General features: G+C 68.5%; 18 protein-coding genes. 16 read left to right on the top strand and 2 right to left on the bottom strand.

Going from position 1 to position 20,959, the window contains the following annotated elements:
* Positions 1 to 28 precede the first annotated feature (28 nt).
* Positions 29 to 889 carry a LysR substrate-binding domain-containing protein gene (locus KHC27_RS07660; RefSeq protein WP_213337103.1) on the bottom strand — a complete coding sequence of 287 codons (861 nt, stop codon included), beginning with the start codon at positions 887 to 889 and terminating at the stop codon, positions 29 to 31.
* Between the two features lie 110 nt (positions 890 to 999).
* On the opposite strand from KHC27_RS07660, the gene KHC27_RS07655 reads away from it, so the two are divergent.
* Positions 1,000 to 2,247 (top strand): MFS transporter, encoded by a 1,248-nt coding sequence (locus tag KHC27_RS07655; RefSeq protein WP_213337101.1) that lies wholly within the window; start codon positions 1,000 to 1,002, stop codon positions 2,245 to 2,247.
* Here the strand turns inward: KHC27_RS07655 and KHC27_RS07650 are convergent.
* Positions 2,235 to 3,167: a LysR family transcriptional regulator gene (locus KHC27_RS07650; RefSeq protein WP_213337098.1), complete on the bottom strand. Its 933-nt coding sequence runs from the start codon at positions 3,165 to 3,167 to the stop codon at positions 2,235 to 2,237. The two genes, KHC27_RS07655 and KHC27_RS07650, sit on opposite strands and share 13 nt — an antisense overlap.
* 155 nt (positions 3,168 to 3,322) lie before the next feature.
* Between KHC27_RS07650 and KHC27_RS07645 the strand changes: the two genes are divergently transcribed.
* The 15 genes from KHC27_RS07645 to KHC27_RS07575 all read left to right on the top strand — a co-directional run bounded on the left by KHC27_RS07645 (position 3,323) and on the right by KHC27_RS07575 (position 20,950).
* A complete protein-coding gene (locus KHC27_RS07645; RefSeq protein WP_213337094.1) occupies positions 3,323 to 4,096 on the top strand; it encodes an SDR family NAD(P)-dependent oxidoreductase in 774 nt (257 codons plus the stop codon).
* Complete coding sequence (locus tag KHC27_RS07640) at positions 4,090 to 4,803, top strand: SDR family NAD(P)-dependent oxidoreductase (RefSeq protein ID WP_213337091.1); 714 nt, start codon at positions 4,090 to 4,092, stop codon at positions 4,801 to 4,803. Before KHC27_RS07645 ends, KHC27_RS07640 begins: the two co-directional genes overlap by 7 nt.
* Positions 4,804 to 5,202: 399 nt before the next feature.
* Entirely contained in the window at positions 5,203 to 6,408 is a 1,206-nt protein-coding gene (locus KHC27_RS07635; protein ID WP_213337089.1) for an acyl-CoA dehydrogenase family protein, read from the top strand.
* A 28-nt stretch (positions 6,409 to 6,436) separates the two neighbouring features.
* The gene (locus KHC27_RS07630) at positions 6,437 to 7,009 is read left to right on the top strand and encodes a peroxidase-related enzyme (RefSeq protein WP_213337087.1); all 573 of its coding nucleotides are present in this window, start codon (positions 6,437 to 6,439) and stop codon (positions 7,007 to 7,009) included.
* Between the two features lie 23 nt (positions 7,010 to 7,032).
* A complete protein-coding gene (locus tag KHC27_RS07625; RefSeq protein ID WP_213337085.1) occupies positions 7,033 to 7,653 on the top strand; it encodes a peroxidase-related enzyme in 621 nt (206 codons plus the stop codon).
* A 212-nt stretch (positions 7,654 to 7,865) separates the two neighbouring features.
* Entirely contained in the window at positions 7,866 to 9,515 is a 1,650-nt protein-coding gene (locus KHC27_RS07620; protein ID WP_213337083.1) for a sugar ABC transporter ATP-binding protein, read from the top strand.
* Positions 9,515 to 10,513 carry an ABC transporter permease gene (locus KHC27_RS07615; protein WP_213337081.1) on the top strand — a complete coding sequence of 333 codons (999 nt, stop codon included), beginning with the start codon at positions 9,515 to 9,517 and terminating at the stop codon, positions 10,511 to 10,513. The genes KHC27_RS07620 and KHC27_RS07615 overlap by 1 nt, the downstream gene beginning before the upstream one ends.
* A 29-nt stretch (positions 10,514 to 10,542) precedes the next feature.
* Positions 10,543 to 11,931 (top strand): NtaA/DmoA family FMN-dependent monooxygenase, encoded by a 1,389-nt coding sequence (locus KHC27_RS07610; RefSeq protein ID WP_213337079.1) that lies wholly within the window; start codon positions 10,543 to 10,545, stop codon positions 11,929 to 11,931.
* Positions 11,932 to 11,966: 35 nt separating this feature from the next.
* Positions 11,967 to 13,304, top strand: a complete 1,338-nt coding sequence (locus tag KHC27_RS07605; RefSeq protein WP_213337077.1) for a sugar ABC transporter substrate-binding protein — start codon at positions 11,967 to 11,969, stop codon at positions 13,302 to 13,304.
* A 69-nt stretch (positions 13,305 to 13,373) separates the two neighbouring features.
* Positions 13,374 to 14,768, top strand: coding sequence for an NtaA/DmoA family FMN-dependent monooxygenase (locus KHC27_RS07600; protein WP_343210859.1), 1,395 nt, complete (start codon positions 13,374 to 13,376; stop codon positions 14,766 to 14,768).
* A gap of 39 nt (positions 14,769 to 14,807) precedes the next feature.
* Positions 14,808 to 16,175, top strand: a complete 1,368-nt coding sequence (locus KHC27_RS07595) for an LLM class flavin-dependent oxidoreductase (protein ID WP_213337074.1) — start codon at positions 14,808 to 14,810, stop codon at positions 16,173 to 16,175.
* Between the two features lie 118 nt (positions 16,176 to 16,293).
* A complete protein-coding gene (locus KHC27_RS07590) occupies positions 16,294 to 17,316 on the top strand; it encodes a sugar ABC transporter substrate-binding protein (RefSeq protein WP_213337072.1) in 1,023 nt (340 codons plus the stop codon).
* Between the two features lie 67 nt (positions 17,317 to 17,383).
* Complete coding sequence (locus KHC27_RS07585) at positions 17,384 to 18,910, top strand: sugar ABC transporter ATP-binding protein (protein ID WP_213337070.1); 1,527 nt, start codon at positions 17,384 to 17,386, stop codon at positions 18,908 to 18,910.
* The gene (locus KHC27_RS07580; protein ID WP_213337068.1) at positions 18,900 to 19,973 is read left to right on the top strand and encodes an ABC transporter permease; all 1,074 of its coding nucleotides are present in this window, start codon (positions 18,900 to 18,902) and stop codon (positions 19,971 to 19,973) included. The genes KHC27_RS07585 and KHC27_RS07580 overlap by 11 nt, the downstream gene beginning before the upstream one ends.
* On the top strand, positions 19,970 to 20,950 hold the full coding sequence (locus KHC27_RS07575; protein ID WP_213337066.1) for an ABC transporter permease: 981 nt from the start codon (positions 19,970 to 19,972) through the stop codon (positions 20,948 to 20,950). Before KHC27_RS07580 ends, KHC27_RS07575 begins: the two co-directional genes overlap by 4 nt.
* The last annotated feature ends 9 nt before the right edge of the window (positions 20,951 to 20,959 follow it).

Genomic DNA, 20,959 nt, shown 5'->3' with positions numbered 1-20,959 from the left:
GATGAGGCCGGCCGCCCCGCTGGAGGCCTCAGGCGGCTCGCAGCAGCTCGCGTATGAGAAAATCATTCAGGCGTTGAGCCGCAGGCGAAACCGATAGAGGGCTGCACAACACGCTCATTTCCAGGTCTGGCAGCAACGGCAGCCCTTCGCGCGGACCAATGATGCGTAATGAGGGCGGAACGCTGCACCGTGGAAGCCCGGCCACGGCAACGCCCGCTTCCACCACGGCGATCAACCCGGCCAGGCTTGCGCTCGAATAAGCCACGCGGTGAGCGCGAGCTGCTCCGTTGAGGGCTTCCACAACACGGCTATGGGCGGGGCCGCAGCCGGCTTCAAACAGGGCAACAGGAAGTGGATCGGTTTCCCAGGCGACGTGAGTGCGTGAAGCGACCCACACCAAGGGTTCGCGCCGCTGTGCATCAAAGGTCTGGCCCGGCTGGCGAGTGACGATCGCCAGATCGATCCGGCCACTTGCGATGGCCGGTACAAGCTGGCGCGAGGGTTCGCAGACAAGGTCGACGCTGACCAGTGGATGCTCGGCGGCGAACTGCGCGAGGACTGGCGGCAGAAACTGCGCCACGTAATCCTCAGGCGCGCCCAGGCGCACGGAGCCGGTCTCTTGCGGCCGCATGAGCGCTGCCCGGGCTTCCTCACTCAAGCGCAGAAGTTTTCGGGCGTAGATCACCAGTTCCTCGCCCGCGGCGTTCGGTCTGGCGGCCTGCGGGCCGCGCGCCAGAAGTTCGCGTCCAATCGACTGTTCGAGCCGTTGCATCTGCATGCTGACGGCGGACTGGCTTCGTCCAACCAAGGGGGCGGCGTTCGAGAAGCTGCCGCTTTCGACCACGGCGACAAAGGTTCTGAGCAGATCGAGATCGAGCGGTTGAGGCATGGCGTTATCAGATTATCGAATAATGGTTTCGAAGGATATTCGCTTTTCTGGCCTCCTCGCACTTGGCACATAGGCCGCGCACGCCCGTGAGCGTCCTACGAGGTGCTTCGATGTCAGAACCGTTTCCGCCTGCATCACCTTCTGAAGATGTCGACTCGCGCAAGGGATGGCGGGTTGTCGGTGGCGTGCATGTGCTGACGGCCGTGACCTTCGGCTCGGCCTATGCGTTCTCTGCGTTATTCCCGGGCCTTTCGAGAGATTTCGGAGCCTCGCGGGGCGAGATCGCCCTGGTCTTCTCCATATCCGCCTTCATTTTCTATGCATTAGGCGCGGTCGCGGGCCCTCTTGCCGATCGATGGTCGTCCCGCCGCTTGATTGCGGCCGGGTTGATCGCGATGGTCGCCGGATATGCCGCCGCCAGTCAGGCGCACTCCCTCGTCTCGTTATATGTCTCGTATGGTGCCGGCGTCGGGCTGGGGATTGGCCTGTCCTATGTTCCCGCCCTTGGAGCCGTGCAGTCCTGGTTCGTCAGTAGGCGCAGCCGGGCAACGGGGATGGCAACGGCAGGCCTTGGTGTCGGCACCCTCACGCTGCCGTTCGCAATGGGGCACGCCGTGCGCGACCTAGGCTGGCGTGGGTGCTTCCTTGCCTTGGCAAGTATTATCGCCGCCATCGGCCTGCCGGCTGTGGCGCTTATTCGCAAGCGGAAGGACAGAGCCGTCACCGCAGACACCAGGAGACCTGATTATCCCAGCCCTCTCGCCGCATGGCGCGATGGCCGGTTTCGTCTGTTCTATGCAATGCTCGTTCTGGCGTCTTTTTGCACGTTCATTCCTTACGTTCATATTGTCCCGGCCGCGCGCGACATGGGCCTGTCGCTCGAAAGCGGGACATCCCTGATCGGCCTTATCGGCATCGGGAATATCTTCGGGCGCTTTGTCCTTGCGGGCTTGGGCGACCGTATGGGCTCCCTGCGCCTGCTGGCCTTCCTGACCTTTGCCGTCGCCGGCTCTTTCATTCTATGGGCCCTCGCAGATGGCATGGCCATGCTCGCGGCGTTCGCGGTCGTGTTCGGCATGAGCTATGGCGGCTGCGTCGGGCTTTACCCGGCTGTCGCGGCCGATCTCTTCGGCACCACGCACATCGGGGCGATGCTCGGCTATCTCTACACGGCGGTGGGCGTGGCGGCTTTGCTGGGGCCAACCGTCACGGGTTTCATCTTCGACGGCACGGGAACCTATCTCGGTTCCATCCTGTGCAGTGCCGCCGCGGCTGTGGCGGCCGGGCTTCTGACGTTGCGGCTTAAGGACAATCAGGCCGCATTCCGTTTGCGCGCAGAGGAGGCTCAACGCCGCTGAGGGGTCGGCCAAAGATCCGTGTGGTGTGCCGCCTGCCGCTTCAGCTCCTCGAGGAAGGTGCCGACCAGCGGATTGCCGGCGGCCTCGCGGCGGAAGGCGGCGAAGTGCTGCGAGGGGTAGCGGTAGGTGTGCGGGCGCAGCTCCCGCATCTGGCCGCGCGCCACCCAGTCCTGGCCGATCGGGCAGGGCAGGAAGCCGATGAAGCGCCCGGACAGGATCATCATCGCCTGCGCCTCCATGTGCACCACCGTGCCGGCGGGGCGGGGGTGGCCGACCCGGTAGAGATCGTCGAGATGGCGATAGCCGCGCACGCTGAACAGCGAGCGCTCGATCGCCTCCTGCGTCACCGCCGCGTCCGCCGCCGCGAACAGCTCGTGGCCGCGGCCGCAATAGAGCCCCTGCATCTCCCGGTGCAGCGGGACATAGACCACCCCCGGCGCCTTCTGCGACAGCGGCCCCACCACGATGTCGTGGACGCCGTCGGCGATGGCGCGTTCGAGATCGTGCGGGGTGCCGAGCTCGAGGTCGATGCGCACCTCTGCGGCGCGCTCCATGAAGGCCCGCAGGGTTTCCTGCAGCGCCAGCGCCGGGTTGTGGGCGACGCCGTCGACCATGCCGATGCGCAGCCGGCCGATCAGCTCGCCATTCATCGCCCCCACCCGCTGCTGGAAGGTGTCGATGTCGGCGAAGAGCTGCTGCGCCGCCTGCCGGGTGGCGGTGCCGAGCGGGGTGAGGCGGAAGCCGCGCCGCCCCCGCACGCAGAGCGGCCCGCCCAGCTTGCGCTCCAGCGCCGCGAGGTGGCTGGACAGCGTCGACTGCGACAGGTTGAGCGCGATCTGCGCGGCGGGAAAGCTGCCGGCATCGGCGAGGGTGATGAAGACCCGCAGCAGGCGCAGGTCGATATTGTCGAGCCGGCGCATGGGCGTTTCCCGGTTCTGTATGCATCGAGAATTCTCGATGTTCATTTCGATTAAAACAGATTTCCTTCCATGTGAATTGCGGCGACCATGCCCCCATTCCATCCAGCCATACCGCCGGAGCCGCCCATGCCGATCCGCTGTCCCGCGAGAAGCCGATGAGCGCGCTGCCCCTCACCGGCCTCGGGCTGGAGGGCCGGCGTGTGCTCGTCACCGGGGCCAGCCGCGGCATCGGCTTCGGCATCGCGCAGGCCTTCGCCGCCGCCGGCACCGTTCTGCACATCCTCGCCGAGGATGAAGGCGTGTTCGCCGCCGCCGACCGGCTTGGCGCCACCGCCCACCGCGTCGACATCACCGAGGCCGCCGTGGTGGAGGCCGCGCTCGCCGCCATCGGCCCGCTCGACGTGCTGGTGAACAATGCCGGGCTGGAACTGCTCACCCCGCTCGACGATGCCGGCGCGGAGAATCTCGCCCGCTTCCGCCGCATCCTCGACATCAACGTCACCGGCACCTTCCTCGTCACCCGGGCGGCGCTGGCGGGCATGGGCGCGGGCGGGCGCATCATCAACACCGCCTCGATCTGGGGCCGGGTGGGCGAGCCGCTGTTCGGCGCCTATGTCGCCTCCAAGCACGCCATCATCGGGCTGACCAAGAGCTGGGCGAAGGAGCTCGGCCCGCGCGGCATCACCGTGAACGGGGTCTGCCCGGGCTGGGTGCGCACCGAAGCCTCGCTGCGCTCTCTGGCCGGCATGGCGGCGCGCAGCGGCCGCCCGGAAGACGAGCTGCTCGGCGAGATCGTCGGCGCGCAGGCGCTGCCCGGCCTCATGGAGCCGGCCGACATCGCCGGCGTCTACCTGTTCCTCGCCTCCGCGCTGGCCGCCAATGTCACCGGCCAGTCGCTCGGGGCCGACCGCGGAGAAGTTCCATGGTAGCGGCTGTGCTGAACGGGCGCCGCGCCCTCGTCACCGGCGCCGCCAGCGGCATCGGCCGCGCCATCCTTCTCGCCTTCCGGCAGGCCGGGGCGCAGGTGGCCGGGCTCGACCGGCTGCCGGCGCCGACGGACGAGGACGTCTGGGTGACCGCCGACCTCGCCGACCCCGCGCAGATCGACGCGGCGGTGGAGGCGGCGGCCGGGCTGCTCGGCGGGCTCGACGTGCTGGTGAACTGCGCCGGCATCGAGGTGGAGGCCCCGCTCGCCAGCTTCGCGCTGGCCGACCTCGACCGCATGCTCGCGGTGAACCTGCGGGCGCCGTTCCTCGTCGCCCGGGCGGCGCTGCGGGTGATGGGCGAGGGCGGGCGCATCATCAACATCGCCTCCGAGCTGGCGTTTCTCGGCCGGCAGAACGCCTCGGGCTACTGCGCCACCAAGGGCGGCATCGTCTCTGCCACCCGCTCCTGGGCGCGGGAGCTGGCCCCGTCCATCCTGGTCAACGCCATCGCCCCCGGCCCGGTCGACACCCCGCTGCTGAACTTCGGCGCCATGACCGAGGCGCAGAAGCAGCTCGAAACCGCCAACCCGATGGGCCGCATCGGCCGGCCTGAGGAGGTGGCGGCGGCCGCGGTCTTCCTGGCCTCGCCCGCGGCCTCCTTCACCACCGGCCAGTGCCTGAGCGTCGACGGCGGCGCCGCGATGCACTGAGCCTTCCTCGCCCCACAGGACATCCGGGGTCCATACCTCTTCCAACGCGCGCCAGGAACCCGATGGGCGACGTGATGGGTGGCGGGCTGGGCTGGGGCGGCGCCCGGCACGCTGGCGTTCGGCCGTCGGGCCGACATTCCGGCGCGCTCGCGGGCTGGTTGTTCCGCACCGCGGCCTTTCCGGCCCCCTCGCTGGCCTGCCGCTGCGGCGTTGGCGCACGGCCGGGCCTTCCCGGCATCGGCCCGTCCCCAGATCGCCCAAGATAATACCTCAACCGGACCCTTTTTTCGGCGAAACGGTCGGCTTGCGTTAATTTCTATAAATTCCATAGAATTTATATATTGCTTTTCCGGGCGATCGGCCGGATTGTATGTGCATCCTGTTTGAGAGGAGACGTCCATGGCGCTTCGAGATGCTGCGATACGGCTGGCCACTAGAGCCGCCCCTCTCAAAGACGAACTGCTGCAGACGTTCCATGAGCGGGCCGCGGTCTACGACCGGGAGAACCGATTTTTCTATGAGGACTTCGAAGACCTCAGGGCCGCCGGCTATTTCAAGGCGGCGGCGCCGCTCGAATTCGGTGGCGGTGGACTGGAATTACCGGATATACTTCGCGAACAGGCGCGCCTCGCCTATCACGCCCCGCCGACCGCGCTGGCCGTGAACATGCACCTCTACTGGGTGGGAACCGCCGCCTATCTCTGGCGCCGCGGCGACCATTCGACCGACTGGATCCTTGAGGAGGCCACCGCCGGCCGCATCTTCGCCGCCGGCCATGGCGAGCCGGGCAACGATGTCGGCCTCGCGGGCTCGACGGTCGAGGCCCGGCCGACCGGCGATGGCGGCTACAGCTTCCACGGCCGCAAGATCTTCACCTCGCTGTCGCCGGTCTGGGACTGGCTGGGCGTCCATGGCCTCGACAGCAGCGATCCCGCCAATCCCAAAATCGTTCATGCCTTCATCCGGCGCGAGGACCCCGGCCATCATACGGTCGAGACCTGGGACACGCTCGGCCAGCGCGCCACCCGCAGCGACGACACCGTGCTCGACGGCGTCGTGGCTCGCCGCGAGCACGTGACCCGCGTGCTTCCCGCGGGGCCGCCGGCCGACCCCTTCATCGACGGCATCATCTCCTCGGCGGTGCTGCCGATCGGCGCCGTCTACTACGGCATCGCCCGCCGGGCGTTCGACATCGCGGTGGAAGGGGCGCGCCAGCGCGTGTCGCCGGCGCTGGGCGGGCGGACCTATGCCCATCATCCGCAGACGCAGGTCGAGATCGCCAAGGCTTCGGTCGAGCTGGACAGCATCTGGGCCTATCTTGATCGCGTCGCCGTGGAATGGACGCAGGGCGTCGACCATGGCGCGCTGTGGCCGACCAAGCTGCTCGGCGCGAAGCAGCACGCCGTCGACGGTGCACGGCGAGTCGTGGACCGCGCGACCAAGGTCGCCGGCGCGCAGTCCCTCACCAAGCGCAGCGAGCTGGAACGGCTTACGCGCGACGTCCGCTCGGGTCCCTTCCATCCCCCGAACAGCGACGCGACCCACGACCTCATCGGCCAGATTCATCTCGGCGTCTTTCCGCCGGTGGCGCAGGCCGCCGAATGACGCCCGCGCTTCCGCAAGGAATACTGCCATGCTCGACACCATCGCCCCGCGTCCGGCCGATCTGGAATGGCGCCTGCCGCCCCCGCCGCTGACCGATCTCGCCGACGACATCCGCGCACTGGCCGCGGCGAACCACAACGAGAACTGGATACGCTCGCTCTCGGTCAATGGCGCCACCGCGCGGCGCTTCGTCGGCTATTTCGCCAGTCTTTTCGACGCCGGCACTGGCCTGCTGCCGCTCGCCGAGCGCGAGCTGATCGCGGTCGTGGTCTCGGCCACCAATGGCTGCGGCCTGTGCGAGATCCATCACACCAACGCGCTCGCCGACGCGCTGGGCGACGCGGAGAAGGCCCGGCGCATCGCGCTCGATCCGCATCTGGCACCGCTGAGCCCGCGCGAGCATGCGCTGGTCGAATTCGCCATCAAGGTGACGAAGGCGCCGAAATCCGTCTCGACGGCCGATCTCGACGAGTTGCGCGCCGCCGGCCTGAGCGACCCCGAGATCCTCGAGGCGCTCGAGACCAGCAGCTGGTTCAACCACACCAACCGCATCTTCATCTCGCTCGGCGTCCGGCCGGACGAGGCGTATTTCACCCGCTGATCGCCCGGAACCGGAGAGACGCCATGGCCACCGCTTCCCTCGCCGCGACCCATTCCGAACCCGATGCCTTCTCCGCCGACGCACCGGAGCCGATATCGCTCCTGGGCATTCGCGACGAGGCAAGCCTGCCGGCCCATCTCAAGGAAATCTACGACGATTTCCGCCGCCATTACGGCTTCATTCCCAACTGGCTGAAGGCGCTGTCGGCCAATCCGGACACCGCCTATCGGCTGGTGACCTTCTACAGGCACCTGTTCGATCCGGCACGCAGCCACCTCTCGGCGGCCGAGCGCGAGCTGATCGCGGTGGTGACCTCCGCCGCCAATCATTGCAGCTATTGCGTGTTCAACCACACCCAGGCGCTGGCGGCGGCGACCGGCGACCCGATCCGGGCACGCCGCATCGCGCAGGGTTACCATCATGTGCGCCTGTCGCACCGCGATCAGGCCCTCGCCGAGACGGTGGAGCAGCTCGCGCTCGACCCGGTGTCGCTCGGCGAGAAGGGACTCGTGCGGCTCGCCAATTTCGGCTTCTCGGCCGCGGCGATCCTGGAGATTCTCGAGATATCGGCCTTCTTCAGCTACGCCAACCGGCTGACGATCGCGCTCAACGTCGTGCCGGACGAACGCTTCTTCGCGAACTGACGGCGCCACCGTCGCGCGCGACCGGTCCTCGCCCGCCCCAGAGGGAAAGCGGGGTGTGACGACGCGCGCGGCTCGCGCGCCTCGACGAGAGGCCGTGTCGTCGCGCCCACGAGATCATGGTTGCCCTCGGCCTCGCCCCGGCGCTGGCCGCCCCTCGGGTGCGCGACGCCGCCTGACGCCACGCGCCCCTTCCCCGCACCGAGAGAGCCGCGATGAACACCCATGCCGCCGTCCCGCACGTTCCGCGCACGAGCGTGACCTTCGAGGCCGCGGGCATCTCCAAGTCGTACGGCCCCAACGTCATTCTCGACGATGTCGGCTTCGAGGTCCCCGCCAACCAGGTGGTGACGCTGGTGGGCGAGAACGGGGCCGGCAAGTCGACCATCTTCAACATATTGAGCGGCCTGACCACGCCGAGCGCCGGCTCGATGCGGCTCAACGGCAGGCCTTATGCGCCGCGCAGCTATGGCGAGGCGGTCGACCACGGTGTCTCGCGCGTGTTCCAGGAACAGGCGCTGATCCAGAACGTGCCGGTCTACGAGAACCTGTTGCTGGGGCAGGATCATCGCTTTCTGCGCTACGGCCAGCTTGTCGATCGCGCGGGCATGATCGACGCGGCCCGCCGTATCGTCGAGGAGGCCGGCATCGATGTCGATGTCCGCCGGCGGACCGGCGATTACGACTTTTCCAAGCGGCAGTCGATCGAGATCGCGCGAGCCTGCTTGGCACCGACCCTGGTCGCCGGAATCCGCTCCCCGCTCGTCCTGCTCGATGAGCCGACCTCCGCGCTCGACCGGCGCGACGAGGAGGCGTTCTTCCGGCTGGTCCGGCGGATACGGCAATTCGGCTCGCTGCTCTTCGTCTCCCACCGCCTTTCCGAGGTGCTGGAGATTTCCGACCTGATCTACGTCCTGAAGGACGGCAAGCTTGTCGCCAGGCTGGATCCCCGCACGGCCGACGAGCCGCTGCTGCACAGCCTGATGGTCGGCCGGGAGCGGGCGGCGGACTATTATTACGAGCGCCGCCAGCGCGATGTCGCCGCCCAGCCGGTGGTGCTGTCCGCCGAGGGCATCGACCTCGACGGCAAGGGCGGGGCGCTCGGCATCGAGGTGCGGGCCGGCGAGATCGTGGGCGTCGGCGGCCTGCTCGATTCCGGCAAGTCGGCGCTCGGCAAGGCGGTGGCCGGCGTTGTCCCGCCCGTCGCCGGCAAGGTGGCGCTGTCCGGCGCGCCGGGCCGCACCCCGGACATCCGACGCTTCGTCGGCAAAGGGCTCGGCTATATCCCGGCCGAGCGCCTGGTTGAAGGTATCATTCCCTCCTTCAGCGTCGCCTGGAACCTGTCGACCGGCAGCGGCGGCGACCTGTTCAGCGGGCCGCTCGGCTTCTGGCGCCGGCGTCGGGAGGTGGCCACCGCGCGGCACTACATCGACAGCCTCGCCATCCGCTCGGCGACGCCGGATCTTTCCTGCCGCCGCCTCTCCGGCGGCAACCAGCAGAAGGTGGTGCTGGCCCGCTGGCTCGCCCGCAGGCCGAAGGTGCTCATCCTCGACAACCCGACGCGGGGCGTCGACGCCGGCGCCAAGCAGGAGATCTACCGGCTCATCCGCGAGCTTACCGAGGCGGGGGTCGGCATCGTCCTGATCACCGATGAACTGCTCGAGCTGATCGGCCTGTCGAACCGTGTCCTGATCATGCAGCGCGGCCGGATCGCCGCGGAAGTTCCCGCCCCGGCCGACGCCAAGCCCACCGAGCACCAGCTCGTTGTGCGGATGCTGCCGCAGGGCTCGACGGGCGAGCTGCCGTCCGAGGCGCCCGCTGTCGCCGCTGCCCCCTTCCAACCCGCCGCGCTGGAGACGGTGTAATGAGCCTCGCAGTCCCTTCCGAGCACGGCAAGCCGCTTCGCGGCCTCCTCGATGCGTTCCGCAGCGTCGAGAAGAGCCTGTGGTTCCCGATCGGCGTCGTCCTCTTCCTGTTCGTCTTCTTTTCGCTGGCGACGGAATCCTTCGCCACCCTCCGCAACTTCACCGCGATCAGCGGGCAGGCGGCGACGCTGCTCATCGTCTGTCTCGGCGCCACCTTCGTGGTGCTGATGGGCAGCATCGACCTGTCCGTCGGCGCCATCGTGCTGCTCGTCGGCGCCGGCGGCGTGCAGATCCTCAACAGCTTTGGCATCGGCTACTGGGTGCTGCCGCTGGCCGCGCTGCTCGGCGGCCTGCTCGGCGCGATCAACGGCGCCGTCTACGTCTATGGCCGCATCCCCTCCTTCATCGTGACGCTCGGCACGCTGTCGGTGTTCACCGGCATCGCGCTGACGCTGCTGGATGGGCGAGCCATCCAGTTCACCGCGCCCGGCTTCGAGCAGATCGCGATCGGCCAGTTCATCCCGCGCCTGCCCAACATCGCGCTGTGGTCCCTGGTCGCCTGGGTCCTCGTGGTCGTGGTGGCCGTGCGCACGCGCTTCGGCCGCTACATGTACCTGATCGGCGGCGGCGAGCAGGTGGCGAGCACCTCCGGCCTGCCGGTGCGCCGCTACAAGATCTACGCTTTCGCCATCTCGGGTGTACTGGCCGGGCTCGGCTCGATCCTCGCGGTGGCGCGCCTCGGCGCCGCCGGCCCCTCGCTCGGCTCCGACCTGCTGCTCAACAGCCTGGCGGCCATCGTGGTCGGCGGCACCTCGCTCGCCGGTGGCGTCGGCGGGCCGCACCGCACGCTGATCGGCGTCCTCATCATCGCGATCCTCGACAACGGCCTGAACCTGATGGGCGTGTCCCAGTACCTGCAGATGATCATCAAGGGTCTGGTGGTCATCGCCGCCGTTCTCGTCAGCCGCAACGCTACCCAGGAAGCCGTGGTCAAGTAGACCGCGAGCGTCGCCAGGAGATTTCACGAATGGCCAAAAGGCTCGTCTTCAACGGATTCTCGATGAACGCCGTTTCCCACGTCTATCACGGACTGTGGCGGCGCCCCGACACCCGGCAGACCTCGTTCAACGAGCTGGAGACCTGGGTCGACCTCGTCCGCATCCTCGAGAAGGCGAAGTTCGACGCACTGTTCGTCGCCGATGTCATCGGCGTCGATCCCGCCTACAAGGGAAGCTGGGACACCTACATCGACGAGGCCGTTCAGATCCCGATCAATGATTCCGGCGCGCTGATCGGCGCGCTGATCGGGGCGACCGAGAATCTGGGGCTGACCCTCACCAGCTCGATCCTGCAGGAGCACCCCTTCAATTTCGCGCGCAAGCTCTCGACGCTCGATCACCTCAGCAAGGGGCGCATCGGCTGGAACATCGTCACCAGCGTCAGCCACAACGCGGCGCAGAATTTCGGCCTCGACCGCATCGTTCCCCACGACCAGCGCTACGCCTGGGCCGACGAGTATGTCGAGGTCGTCTACAAGCTCTGGGAGGGCTCCTGGGACGAGGGCGCGGTGATCAACGATGCGGCCGCCAACCGCTACGCCGATCCCTCGAAGATCCACCGCATCCACCACGAGGGGCGGCGCTACAAGGTGCTGGGCCCCCACCTCAGCCAGCCCTCGCTCCAGCGCACGCCCGTGCTCTTCCAGGCGGGGGCGTCGCGGGCCGGGCGGGCCTTCGCCGCCCGGAACGCGGAGGGCACCTTCATCGTCGCGGTCAATCCCGAGGGTGCCCGCCGCCAGATCACCGAGACCCGCGCGCTGGTCGCGGCGGCCGGCCGCGATCCGCACGACCTGCTGTTCATCCAGGGACTGAACGTCGTCGTCGGCGGCACCGAGGAGGAAGCCCGGCGCAAGGCGCGCGACTATGACGAGGACGTCAGCCTCGACGGCCTGCTCGCCCATATCAGCCGCGACCTCGGCATCGACCTCGGCCGGCTCGATCCGGATAGGCCGGTCGACGAGCTGGAGATCGAGGGCGTGCAGGGCGTGATCCGCGCCTTCGAGGAAGGCCATCCCGGCCAGAAGGCCCGCGTGCGCGACCTCGGCTATGCCTATGCCCATTCCTGCCGCATCACCGGCACCCCGGAGACGATCGCCGACCAGCTGGAAGAGTGGCAGCGCGCCGGCATCGACGGCGTCAACCTCATCTACAGCACCACGCCCGGCTCCTTCATCGAGTTCGCGCAGGAGGTCATTCCCGTCCTGCAGGCGCGCGGCCTCGCCCAGAAGGACTACGGACCCGGCACCTATCGCGAGCGGCTGTTCCCCGGCAGCGGCCCCCGCCTCAACGCCCGACATCCGGCTGCGGCCTATCGCAACGCCTTCGCCAGACAGCGCCTGCGCGAGCCGGCCGAATAGGCCCCGCGTCCCTCGATCACCAGAAAGGACCGATCATGCCGACCTTCAACCCCCGCTGGCTCCGCACGCTCGAGGAGCGCAAGACGGTCGACGACCTGATGGGGCGGCTCGACACGCACGGCGTCTCGCGCCGCGATTTCCTGGCCCTGGCCTCGGCCGGCGTCGCCGCCTCCACCTGGGCGGCGACCATGGGGTTGCCCTCGGTCGCGGTCGCCGCGCCGAACGGCAAGCTCGCTTTCCTGTCGGCCTTTCTCGCCAACGAGTACAACGTCATCCTCAACAAGGCGTTCGAGAAGGCGACGGGTGACCTCGGCTTCAGCTATGTCGGCCTCGACAGCCAGTTCGACAGCCAGCGCCAGCTCAACCAGTTCGAGCAGCAGGTGGCGGCCGGTTCGCAGTCGGTGATCTTCAACCTCGCGGACGGCAGTGCCATCAAGGGCGCCTCGCGCATCGCCGGCGACTCGAAGGTCTATATCGGCAATGTCTGGGACTCGCTGCCCTGGTTCACCCCCTTCGAGGCGAACGACTACTACACGCTCTACGCGGTGCCGGAGGAATTCGACGCCCACAGGGCGGTAACCTCCGAGCTGCTGAAGGCGGTCACGGCGAAATTCGGCGGCGGCAACATCATCGGCGTGACCGGAACCAACGGCAACCTGACCGACCGCCAGCGCAGCGCCGGCCGCGACGCCGCCTTCAAGGACTACCCCAAGACCAGGCTCGTCGACCAGCTTCCCGGCAAATGGAACCGCGAGGACGCGCTGAAGGCGACCGAGGACCTGCTGACGCGCAACCCCAACGTGGTCGGCATCGTCGCGCAGAACGACGATGTCGGGCAGGGCGTCATTGCCGCGCTGAACGCCGCCGGCCTGCGGCCGGGCGAGGATGTGCTCGTGGTCGCGGCGGATGGCACCAGCCTCGGCGCCAAGGCGATCGCCGCCGGCACCCAGCTCGCCACCAGCGGCAACAGCCCGGCCTACGCGGCGGCGCTGTTCGCGGCGCGCATCTACGACGTCACGCATGGCTGGCAGCCGCGCGCCTCCGAGCGCCTGCTCAACTGGCGCTCGCTCACCATCACCAAGGATAACGTCGGCGGCTACATCGAGCGCTATGTCGATAATGGCGGCATCGAGCCCTTCGACTATCGCCGCGTCTCCAAGGTGCTCTATCCCGACAGCTGGGATCCGCAGGCCGAAATCTTCCCGCTCGACATCGACAAGGCCTGGGCCGGCATCCCCAAGCCCGAGGGCTGGACCTATCCCAAGGCCTATCTCGACGCCAAGACCAACGGCGAATGGGAGGCCGTCACCCAGGAATATCGCGACCATTACAAGATCAGGTTCGACGGTCCCTCGCCGAACAAGAAGGCTTGAGCCTGCCTCGCCCTCGGCCCCATCGGGCCCCGTGGGCGGGCTGAACGTTGCCAGCAGGGGATCGGGGCCGTGCCAGACGCCGCAGCCAGAAGGTTGATCTTCAACGCCTTCGCCATGAACAGCCCGTCGCACGTCTATCACGGCGTGTGGCGGCATCCGCAGACGCGCCAGACCGAATTCAACGATCTGTCCACCTGGGTGGAGCTGGTCCGTATCCTTGAGAAGGGCCGTTTCGACGGGCTGTTCCTCGCCGACGTGATGGGCCTTGACGAGGTCCATCGCGGCACCTCCGACATCTATGTCGAGCAGGCGATCCACTTCCCCGCCAACGATCCGGCCATCCTGTCCGCCGCGCTGATCGGCGCGACGGAGCATCTCGGGCTGATGTTCACCAGCTCGATCCTGCAGAGCCATCCCTTCGACTTCGCGCGGCGCGTCTCGACGCTCGATCATCTGAGCAAGGGACGGGTGGGCTGGAACATCGTGACCAGCACCAGCCGCGCCGCCGCCCGCAACTTCGACTTCGAGGACCGGAGCCCCCACGACGAGCGCTACCGCTGGGCGGAAGAATATGTCGAAGCAACCTATAAGTTGTGGGAAGGCTCCTGGGAGGACGACGCGGTGCTCGCCGACAAGGCGCGCGGCGTCTACGCCGATCCGCGCAAGGTCCACCGCATCAATCACCGCAGCGAGCGCTACCGCATCGACGGGCCACATCTGTGCGTGCCCTCCCCACAGCGGACGCCGCTGCTCATCCAGGCGGGCTCCTCCGTGGCCGGGCGCCGCTTCGCCGCGCGCAACGCGGAAGCCACCTTCATCGTCAGCCTGACGCCGGACGGGGCGCGGCGGGCGGTCGACGACATCCGCCGGCAGGCCGTCGCCTTCGGCCGCGATCCCTCCGACATCCTGTTCTTCCAGGGGCTGTCCTTCGTGATCGGCAGCACCGAGGAGGAGGCGTGGCGCAGGTCACGGGAGCTCGACGACTACATTGACACCGATGCGCTCGCCGCTCATGTCGGCCGCGATCTCGACGTCGATTTCGGCCTGCTCGATCCCGACAGGCCGGTGGCCGATTTCAACATACAGGGCCTGCAGGGTTTCGCGCGCTTCGTCGAGGAGGCGAACCCCGGCAAGGTGGTGCGACTGCGCGATCTCACCACCGCCATGTCCTATAACGGCCGCATCGTCGGTACGCCGGAGACCATCGCCGATCGGCTGGAGGAATGGCGCGCCGCCGGCATCGATGGCGTGAACGTCGCCTACCAGCGCACGCCCTTCGCCTTCATCGAATTCGCCGAGCACGTCATGCCCGAGCTGCGCAAGCGCGGCCTGGCCCAGGAGAACTACGCCGACGGCACGCTGCGCGAGAAGCTGTTCGCCGGCCGCGGCGCGCGGCTCACCGAGCGCCATCCCGCCGCCCGCTTCCGCAGGCTCCCGGTTCCCGCAGCGGAGCCCGCGCTGTAGCCGCTCGCGGCACCCGCCACGCTCGAAAGGAGACACGCCATGCCCAAGGCCCGGACACCGCGGCAGATGAAGCTGGGGCTGTTCATGATGGCGCCCGGCCACCACGTCGCCGCCTGGCGCCAGAAGGACGCGCAGGCCGACCTCGGTGCCAATTTCAGGGCGTATGCGCAGCTGGCGCGGCAGGCCGAGGCGGCGAAGTTCGACATGATTTTTCTCGACGATGTCGTCGCCGTGAAGGACATCAGCGCCGACACCGGCACCCGCGTGGCGCGCGCGGCCTATTTCGAGCCGACGACGCTCCTCGCGGGCGTCGCCGCCGTGACCGAGCGGATCGGCCTCGTCGCCACCGCCTCGACCACCTACAGCGAGCCTTATGCGCTGGCCCGCCGCTTCGCCTCGCTGGACCTGATCAGCGAGGGGCGGGCGGGATGGAACCTCGTCACCTCCAACACCGAGGCGGAGGCGAAGAACTTCGGCAGCGCCGGCCACCCTCGTCACGAACACCGCTACGACCGCGCCGAAGAGTTCGTCGATGTCGTTCTCGGCCTGTGGAACAGCTTCGCCGACGACGCCTTCCGGCGCGACAAGGAGAGCGGGGTCTATTTCGACCACGACAAGCTTCACGTCCTCAACCATCACGGCCGGCACTTCGCGGTGCGCGGCCCGCTCAATGTCGCGCGCTCGCCGCAGGGCCACGCGGTGATCGTGCAGGCGGGCTCCTCGGAGCCCGGCAAGGAACTTGCCGCGCGCACCGCCGAGGTGGTCTTCACCGCCCAGCAGACGCTGGCCGACGCACAGGCCTTCTATAGCGACCTCAAGGGCCGGCTGGCCAGATACGGCCGCCGCGAGGACCAGCTCAAGATCATGCCGGGCATCTTCCCGGTGGTGGGCCGCAGCCGCGCCGAGGCGCAGGCCAAGTTCGACGAATTGCAGGAGCTGATCCACCCGGCCGTGGGCATCAGCCTGCTCTCCGCCATGATCGGCGATTTCGACCTCTCGGGCTATCCGCAGGACGGGCCGGTGCCGGAGCTTCCCGAGACCAATGGCGGCAAGAGCCGGCAGCACCTGCTGTTCGATCTCGCCCGCAAGGAGAACCTCACCATCGGCCAGCTCGCCCGCCGCATCGCCGGGGCGCGGGGCCACTGGCAGGTGGTGGGAACGGCGGGCGACATCGCCGACCTGCTGGAGGAGCGTTTCCTCAACGGCGGCGCCGACGGCTTCAACATCATGCCGCCCACGCTTCCCGGCGGGCTGACCGACTTCGCCACGCTGGTGCTGCCCGAACTGCGCCGGCGCGGGCTGTTCCGCACCGAATACGAGGGCACGACGCTGCGCGCGCATCTGGGACTGGAGGTTCCGCGCTGGCAGCCGCAATCGACCTTCACCGCCGCCGAGCAGGCCGGCTGAAGCGGCGGCGCGCCGCGGGTGCACGGCCGGTGTGCGCACGAACAGCTTTTTATTGACGTATTCTATAGAATATATGTTCTACTGAACCTGTCCGCATGGCAATCAGGTTGAAGAAACGATGGAAAGCCCCGCTTCCGCCCACATCGCCCGTCGCTCGCTTCTCAAGGCGGGCGCAGCCCTGGCCGGCGCCCTCGCGCTTGGCGGCCCCGCTTTAGCGCAGGCCGCCGCGCCGGCCGCCGCGGACGCTCCCGCGCCGTCGCTGAAGGGCAAGACGATTGCCATCAGCGTCGCCGGCACCGATCACTTCTTCGACCTGAAGGCCTATCAGGCGCAGATCGAAACAGTGAAGGAGCTGGGCGGCACGCCGATCGGGCTCGACGGCGGACGCAACGACAAGGCCATCGTCAGCCAGCTGCAGACGCTGCTGACCCAGAAGCCCGATGCGGTGATCCAGACGCTCGGCACGCTCTCGGTGGTCGATCCCTGGCTGAAGAAGCTGCGGCAGGCAGGCATCCCGGTCTTCTCGGTCGACCTGCCGTCGACCAACGTCATCAACACCGCGACGTCCGACAATTTCTCGCTCGGCGCCCAGCTCGCCCTGCAGCTCGTCTCGGACATCGGCGGCAAGGGCAACATCGTTGTCTTCAATGGCTTCGCCGGCGTTCCCGTCTGCGAAATCCGCTACAACGAGCTGCGCCAGGTGCTGAAGTACTATCCCGAGGTGAAGATCGTGCAGCCGGAGCTGCGCGACGTCATCCCGAACACGGTGCAGGACGCCTACGCGCAGATCACCGCGCTGCTGAGCAAATACCCGGACAAGGGCTCGATCTCGGCCATCTGGTCGGCCTGGGACATCCCCCAGCTCGGTGCGACGCAGGCGCTGATCGCCGCCGGCCGGACCGAAATCCTGACCTATGGCGTCGACGGCACGCCGGAAGTGCTGGCGCTGGTGAAGGATCCGAAGGCGCCGGCCGGCGCGGTGGCGGCCCAGCAGCCCTCGCTGATCGGCCGCACCGCCGTGCTCAACGTCGCCCGATATCTGAACGGCGACACGTCCCTGCCGTCGCAGACCTTCCTGCCGGCGATCGTCGCCAACAAGAAGAACGCCGCCGAGGTGCAGAAGCAGCTCGGCCAGGTCTGAGGCATCCGCCTCCTCCCGAGGCGCATGGAGCCGGAGGCGGCGACGCCTTCGGCCGTCGGGCAGCACGATGACAATTCTCGCGCCGACGCTCGCCATGCGCGGGCTGGTCAAGACATTCGGTCCCACCCGGGCGCTCGACGGCGCCTCGCTCACGGTCGCGCCGGGAACGGTGCACGGCCTCGTCGGCCAGAACGGCGCCGGCAAGTCGACGCTGATCAAGATCCTCGCCGGACTGGTCACGCCCGACGCGGGCGACATCGAGGTCGGCGGCACGCCGCTCGGCCCGCTGTCGCCGCGGGGAGCCGAAGAGCTCGGCATCGCCTTCATCCATCAGGACCGGCTGCTGGTGCCCACCGCCACGGTGGGCGAGGCGCTGTTTCTCGGCCAGGAACGATCGGGCTCGCGTCACGGGTTGTGGCGCGGGCGACTGGAGCGCCGCGCCGCCGGGCTGCTGGAGCGCTTCTTCGGCATCGCGCTGCCGAAGGGAGCGCTGATCCAGGACCTGACGACGGCGCAGCAGCAGATTGTCCAGATCACCCGCGCCCTGCTCGCCGACCCGAAGATCATCGTCTTCGACGAGCCCACCGCCTCGCTTTCCCGTCGCGAGGTGGATCATCTGTTCGAGGTGATCGGCCAGCTCAAGGCGCACGGCCTGACCAGCATCTACATCTCGCACTATCTCGCCGAGATCGAGCGCATCTGCGACGCGGTCACCGTGATGCGCAACGGGCGGGACGTCGCCCATGTCGACCCGCGCACCACCGGCACCGCCGAGATCACGCGGCTGATGGTGGACCGGGACGTGAAGGACCTTTTTCCCCGCCACAACGCGACGGCCGGCGCGCCGGTGCTGAGCGTCTCCGGCCTTGCCGCGCCGCCGGCCTTCCGCGATGTGTCCTTTACCCTGCACCGGGGCGAGGTTCTGGGCCTGACCGGACTGCTGGGTTCCGGCGCGAAGGATCTCGTGCGCAGCCTGTTCGGCCTCTCGCCCGCCAGGACCGGGCGGATCGAGGTCGACGGGCGGCCGGTGCGACTCGGCAGCCCCGGCGCGGCCGTCCGCCGGGGCATTGCCATGGTGCCGGAGGACCGCCGCGCGCAGGGCGTCGCGCTGGCGCTCGCCGTCGACGAGAACACGACGCTCGCCAGCCTTCCGGCGTTCAGCCGCTTCGGCTTCATCGACCGGGCCCGCGAGCGGCTTCGTGTCTCCAGGCTCATCGACGAGCTGAAGATCAAGACCTCCGGGCCGGAAGCGGCGGTGCGGACACTGAGCGGGGGCAACCAGCAGAAGGTGGTGATCGCCAAATGGCTGGCCCGCCAGTCCCGCATCTATGTGCTGGACGAGCCGACGGTCGGCGTCGACGTCGCCGCCAAGGCCGAGATCTACCGGCTGATAGCCCGCCTCGCCGAACAGGGCGCGGCCATCCTGCTGCTCTCGGCCGATCTCGATGAACTGCTCGGCGTCAGCGACCGCATTCTGGTGATGTATCGCGGCGAAATCGTCTCCGAGCACATCCCGTCCGAAACGACGGGCGCGCGGCTGCTGGCCGCCTCCGTTTCCGGCGCCCGCGCGGAAGGCATCGCCCATGTCGCTTGAATCCTCGTTCGAATCCTCGCTCGCCGCCTTCAAGGCGCTCCACCTGCCCCGCGCGGGCCGGCCGGCCCCGCCGCCGGAAGCGGTGGCGGCCCCGGGGCTTTCGCGCGGCGCCCTTGCCGGCGTGCTGCGCTTCGCCGGCCTGCTGGCCCTGCTTGCCGTGGTCGCCTTCTTCGCGGTGCGCGTGCCCTCGTTCGTGACGACCGGCAATATCGGCCTCATCCTCTCGCAATCCGCCGTGCTCGGCATTCTTGGCCTCGGGCTGACATTGGTGCTGATCACCGGCGGCTCGGACGTGATACGCGGCGGCATCGACCTGTCGCTCGCCGGCACGCTCGGGCTCGCCGCCGCGGTCTTCGCCACCCTCAACCAGGCGGGCTACGGGGATACGGCCTGCGTCGCCGCGACGCTCGCCACCGGCCTCGCGGTCGGCGCGCTGAACGCGCTGTCGGTGACGTGGCTGCGCATCCTGCCCCTGCTGGCGACGCTGGCGGTGATGAACATCTGCGGCGGGCTGGAGCTGGTGCTCACCGAGAACACCACGGTGCCCGCCGGCTTGCCGCTGATCGACGCGCTGAACCTTGTCGGGCCGTTCGATCTGCCGGTCATCGGGCTTGTCCTCGTCGCGGCGTGGCTGATCCTCGCCGTCACCGTGCGCTTCACGGCGGTGGGCCTGCGGGCCTATGCGGTGGGGGGCCACCCTGAAGCCGCGCGGGCGGCGGGCATCGACCTCACCCGCTATCTCGCCAGCTCCTACCTCGTCGCCGGCCTCCTAGGCGGGGTCGCGGGAATCCTCTCCGTCGCCTTCCTCAACGCCGCCACCTCCGGTTCCGCCGAGATGCTGCTGCCGGTGATCGCGACCGCCTTCCTCGGCCGGATGTTCTCGCGGCGGCTGGTGCCGACGGTGACGGGAACCCTGCTGGCGGCGGTGTTCCTCGGCGCTCTCGCCAACGGATTCCAGCTCCTGCACGTCTCGTCCTACTGGGTGAACGGCATCGAGGGCGCGCTGATCCTGGCCGTCGTCGGCGCCACCTCCGGCCTCGCCGGGCGGGGAGCGCGCCCATGAGCCTCGAGACCCTCGACAGCCCGCGCGCCGCCGCGCCGGACCTGCTGCGCTTCGGCGTGCCGCTGGCGCTCGCCCTGGTGCTGGTGGCGTTCTCGCTGATGGCTCCCGGCTTCCTCACGCTCTCCAACATCGTCGGCGTGCTGGTGAACAATGTGGCGCTGGCGGCGATCGTCTCCATCGCCATGACGCTGACCGTCGCGTCGGGCGGCACCGACCTTTCCGTCGGCACGGCGGTGGATCTCGGCAGCCTTGCCTTCGTCTCCGCCATCATCGCCGGCCAGCCGGTCTGGATCGCCGCTGTCCTCGGCGTATTGGCCGGCATCGGCACGGGGCTGTTCAACGCGCTGCTGATCGCGGGGCTGTCGATCACGCCCTTCCTCGCCACGCTCGGCACGCTGTTCATCGGTCACAGCCTGCAGCAGCTCACCACCGATGGCGGCAATCCGGTCTACGTTCCGACCGGCAGCATCCCGCCGGCGCTCGCCTTCATCGGCCACGGCGCCGTCTTCGGCGTACCGCTGGCGCTGTGGCTGGTCGCGATCCTCGCCGCCGCCGCCTGGCTGCTGCTGGCAAGGTCGCGCTTCGGCCGGGAGGTTCTGGCGGTGGGCACAGAGCCGCAGGTGGCGCTCTATTCCGGCCTGCCGGTGCGCTCCGTGCTGGCCTTCATCTACATCGCCAGCGCCGCCATCGCTTCGATCGCCGGCATCCTCATCTCGGCCAACGTCAATGCCTACGTGCCTTATTCGGGTAACGCGTATCTGCTCAACAGCATCGGCGCCGCCTTCATCGGCACCTCGCTCAGCCGCACGCGGCGTGCCAACATCCCCGGCACCCTGCTGGGCGTGCTGCTGCTCGGCTTCGTCTCCAATGGGCTCCTGCTGATCGGCTGGAACTTCTACTGGCAGCAGGTCGGCAGCGGGCTGCTCATCTTCCTCGCCCTGCTGCTCGCCTTCACCGGCCGCCGCGATGCGGCGTGAGGCGCCCGC

It is taken from the genome of Ancylobacter lacus, from assembly GCF_018390635.1.
GTDB classification, from domain to species: Bacteria; Pseudomonadota; Alphaproteobacteria; order Rhizobiales; family Xanthobacteraceae; genus Ancylobacter; species Ancylobacter lacus.
The sequence above is the reverse complement of the archived record's forward strand: the minus strand, read 5'-3'. Positions and strand labels throughout refer to the sequence as shown.

Coding starts and splice junctions, on each gene's coding strand:
- KHC27_RS07625 (WP_213337085.1), top strand. CDS start 7,033: ATGGCCACCGCTTCCCTCGCCGCGACCCATTCCGAACCCGATGCCTTC.
- KHC27_RS07655 (WP_213337101.1), top strand. CDS start 1,000: ATGTCAGAACCGTTTCCGCCTGCATCACCTTCTGAAGATGTCGACTCG.
- KHC27_RS07620 (WP_213337083.1), top strand. CDS start 7,866: ATGAACACCCATGCCGCCGTCCCGCACGTTCCGCGCACGAGCGTGACC.
- KHC27_RS07640 (WP_213337091.1), top strand. CDS start 4,090: ATGGTAGCGGCTGTGCTGAACGGGCGCCGCGCCCTCGTCACCGGCGCC.
- KHC27_RS07650 (WP_213337098.1), bottom strand. CDS start 3,167: ATGCGCCGGCTCGACAATATCGACCTGCGCCTGCTGCGGGTCTTCATC.
- KHC27_RS07605 (WP_213337077.1), top strand. CDS start 11,967: ATGCCGACCTTCAACCCCCGCTGGCTCCGCACGCTCGAGGAGCGCAAG.
- KHC27_RS07660 (WP_213337103.1), bottom strand. CDS start 889: ATGCCTCAACCGCTCGATCTCGATCTGCTCAGAACCTTTGTCGCCGTG.
- KHC27_RS07595 (WP_213337074.1), top strand. CDS start 14,808: ATGCCCAAGGCCCGGACACCGCGGCAGATGAAGCTGGGGCTGTTCATG.
- KHC27_RS07585 (WP_213337070.1), top strand. CDS start 17,384: ATGACAATTCTCGCGCCGACGCTCGCCATGCGCGGGCTGGTCAAGACA.
- KHC27_RS07630 (WP_213337087.1), top strand. CDS start 6,437: ATGCTCGACACCATCGCCCCGCGTCCGGCCGATCTGGAATGGCGCCTG.
- KHC27_RS07610 (WP_213337079.1), top strand. CDS start 10,543: ATGGCCAAAAGGCTCGTCTTCAACGGATTCTCGATGAACGCCGTTTCC.
- KHC27_RS07615 (WP_213337081.1), top strand. CDS start 9,515: ATGAGCCTCGCAGTCCCTTCCGAGCACGGCAAGCCGCTTCGCGGCCTC.
- KHC27_RS07575 (WP_213337066.1), top strand. CDS start 19,970: ATGAGCCTCGAGACCCTCGACAGCCCGCGCGCCGCCGCGCCGGACCTG.
- KHC27_RS07645 (WP_213337094.1), top strand. CDS start 3,323: ATGAGCGCGCTGCCCCTCACCGGCCTCGGGCTGGAGGGCCGGCGTGTG.
- KHC27_RS07635 (WP_213337089.1), top strand. CDS start 5,203: ATGGCGCTTCGAGATGCTGCGATACGGCTGGCCACTAGAGCCGCCCCT.
- KHC27_RS07580 (WP_213337068.1), top strand. CDS start 18,900: ATGTCGCTTGAATCCTCGTTCGAATCCTCGCTCGCCGCCTTCAAGGCG.
- KHC27_RS07590 (WP_213337072.1), top strand. CDS start 16,294: ATGGAAAGCCCCGCTTCCGCCCACATCGCCCGTCGCTCGCTTCTCAAG.